Source organism: Planococcus sp. A6 (assembly GCF_028823615.1).
Taxonomy (GTDB): Bacteria; Bacillota; Bacilli; order Bacillales_A; family Planococcaceae; genus Planococcus.
Window position 1 is genome coordinate 1 of the sequence record NZ_JAPEHT010000220.1, and the last position, 2,971, is coordinate 2,971.

Here is a 2,971-nt window from a genome sequence, read left to right on the forward strand (position 1 = left end):
ACGCCGCACGAAAGCGATCATCGCAAAAGAAAAAGGGCTACAGGGACTGGCAGATTGGCTTTTGAAACCAGGAAAAGAGCAGATCAAAACGGTAACGGAACAGTATATCAGTGTTGAAAAGGGTGTTGAAACAGCGGAAGAAGCGCTTGCAGGAGCACAGGATATTTTAGCTGAGCTTTTTGCAGATGATCCGGATATCCGTGAAAAAGCTCGTCGCATGACTCGTGATAATGGTTTGCTGGAGACGGCGGCCAAAAAAGGCCACGAAGACGAGAAACAAGTCTTTCAAATGTATTATGAGTACAGCGAAGCGATCAAAAAGATTGTCCCGCACCGTATACTCGCCATCAACCGCGGCGAAAAAGAGGGGGTATTGAGAGTAACGGTCACACCTCCAGTCGACCGGATCATTCGTTTAATGAAAGATAAATGGATGAAAACAGGAAGCCCTGCCGCGAAAGAAGTCGAAGCAGCGATAGAAGACAGCTACAAACGCCTGATCCAGCCATCTATTGAACGCGAAATCCGTACGGAACTAAGTGAAAAAGGTGAAACGCAGGCCATACACATTTTTTCGGAAAACCTTCGCAATTTGTTATTGCAGCCTCCGATGAAAGATAAAATGGTGCTCGGTATTGACCCGGCGTACCGCACAGGCTGCAAATTGGCAGTGATAGATGCGACAGGGAAACTATTGGAAGTGGCGGTCATTTATCCGCATCCCCCAAGATCCGATCAAAAAGGCGCGAAGAAAATCTTACAGCGTCTAACGGACAGCTACCCAATTGAAATCATGGCAATCGGAAATGGCACCGCGTCACGTGAAACCGAACAATTCGTTGCCGATTTTCTTGGGGAAACTGCGAACAAAGCATCATATGTCATCGTCAATGAAGCAGGTGCTAGTGTGTACTCGGCATCCGATGTAGCCCGCGCAGAGTTTCCGGACTTACAAGTCGAAGAACGCAGTGCAGCTTCTATCGCCCGCCGTCTCCAAGACCCGCTTTCGGAACTCGTGAAGATCGACCCGAAAGCTGTAGGTGTCGGGCAATACCAACACGACGTCTCGCAAAAAAAGCTGGCAGACCAATTGACCTTCGTTGTTGAGACCGCAGTCAACCAAGTTGGCGTAAATGTTAACTCTGCTTCAGCTTCTCTCCTTCAATACGTCGCCGGACTCAGCAAGACCGTTGCTGAGAACATCATTAAAATGCGTGATGAGAATGGTCGTTTTACTTCCCGTGTCCAATTAAAGAAAATCCCTCGCCTCGGTGCCAAGACCTATGAGCAAGCTGTCGGCTTCCTGCGCATAACAGAAGGAAAAAATCCGCTCGATGCTACCGGCATTCATCCAGAAAGCTATGAAGCTGCCGAGAGGATCCTCAAGTTGATCGATGCGGACAAAAAAATGATTGGCCGCCCAGAAATTCTTGCGAAGCTGGAAAACTTGGACCTCGAGGCATTAAGCCAGGAGTGGCAAGTCGGCAAAGTGACACTCAAAGACATTGTGGATGCGTTGAAGAAACCCTTCCGCGACCCGCGAGATGAGTTCCCTCAACCATTGCTGAAGAGCGATGTCTTAAAGATGGAAGACTTAACTCCTGGCATGGAAGTGCAAGGAACGGTGCGCAACGTCGTCGATTTCGGAGCTTTTGTCGACATTGGCGTGAAACAGGATGGGCTGGTCCACATCTCTAAATTGAAAAAGGGGTTTGTTAAACATCCGCTTGATGTCGTGGCAGTCGGAGATATCGTTACCGTATGGGTCGATCAGGTCGAAAAACAAAAAGGCCGGATCGCTTTGACGATGCTGCCGCCAAAAGAACAACAACCGGATCTTCAGGAGAGATAAGATGACGAACGAAGAATTGACCAAGATGATTGCGGAGATTTCCCGCGACATCTTCGGAAAGCCATTCCGCCATCAAGGCGTGTTCAACAAACGCCTCCGGACAACAGGCGGTCGTTATATGCTAGGTTCGCATAATATCGAAATCAACCCGGCTTCTTATGAGAAATTCGGCGGTGATGAACTGATAGGCATCATCAAGCATGAGCTGTGCCATTATCATCTCCACCTTGAAGGAAAAGGATACAAGCATCGGGACAAGGATTTCCGAGAGTTGTTACAAGAGACAGGGTCTCCGCGCTTTTGTTCTCTTCTTGTAGAGAAGCGGCGGAAAACAACTGGCTTTCATCTGTATGAATGCATCTCTTGCAAAACGGAATTTCCAAGAAAGATCCGTATGAACACTGCCAAGTACAGATGTGGACGCTGCAGCGGCAAGCTGCGGTTGAAAAGGAAAAGAGTTTATAAAAGAAAGAGCCGCTGATGAAGCGGCTCTTTCTTTATGTCTAGCAGCTTTAAGTAAAATTTCCCTAGAAGGAGATGGGTAAAAAATGATGTGATTCGTATTTATTATAGAAGAAGAGTAAAAGGGGACGGTAAAAGTTCCAAGGGACCAGCCACCATTCATTCTAATAAACCTTCATAGGTTTCTCGTCCGTTCAGAGTCTTTCAGTAAAAGAGTAAAGTGGCTCAGCTAATTGCTCCCTGAGCTTAATTGTTTTGAAGCACATTACTAAACGAAACACTGAACTCAAATTAAATTATAAAATGATGAATAAAAGTATTGACGATTCCTGTAAGGCTCTTTATAATAGAAAAAGTCGACAAGTACTTAAACATTATTCCGAAGTAGCTCAGTGGTAGAGCACCGCACTGTTAATGCGATGGTCGTAGGTTCGAGTCCTACCTTCGGAGCCATTTAATTGGCCCCTTGGTCAAGCGGTTAAGACACCGCCCTTTCACGGCGGTAACACGGGTTCGAATCCCGTAGGGGTCACCATACATATATTGAATTACTTTTTTTAATATAATACTTGTGTGCGGTACAATTGAAAATATTATTATTGTCGCGGGGTGGAGCAGTTCGGTAGCTCGTTGGGCTCATAACCCAAAGGTCGCAGG

Annotated in this window: 2 protein-coding genes and 2 tRNA genes; all 4 read left to right on the plus strand. The window is 46.6% G+C overall.

The genetic code is table 11. The features are described 5' to 3' along the window. Positions 1–1,852 (plus strand): Tex family protein (locus ON064_RS17870; RefSeq protein ID WP_274625825.1); only part of this gene is annotated, 1,852 nt, incomplete at its 5' end. Between the two features lies 1 nt (position 1,853). Continuing rightward, entirely contained in the window at positions 1,854–2,333 is a 480-nt protein-coding gene (locus tag ON064_RS17875; RefSeq protein WP_274625826.1) for a SprT family protein, read from the plus strand. 359 nt (positions 2,334–2,692) lie between these two features. Then, positions 2,693–2,767: transfer RNA gene (locus ON064_RS17880), tRNA-Asn, on the plus strand. 7 nt (positions 2,768–2,774) lie between these two features. Then, a tRNA-Glu gene (locus ON064_RS17885) sits at positions 2,775–2,849 on the plus strand. Positions 2,850–2,971: the final 122 nt, after the last annotated feature.

What these genes read in the sequence shown, in the direction of transcription:
- ON064_RS17875 (WP_274625826.1), top strand. Translation starts at nt 1,854, where the DNA reads ATGACGAACGAAGAATTGACCAAGATGATTGCGGAGATTTCCCGCGAC.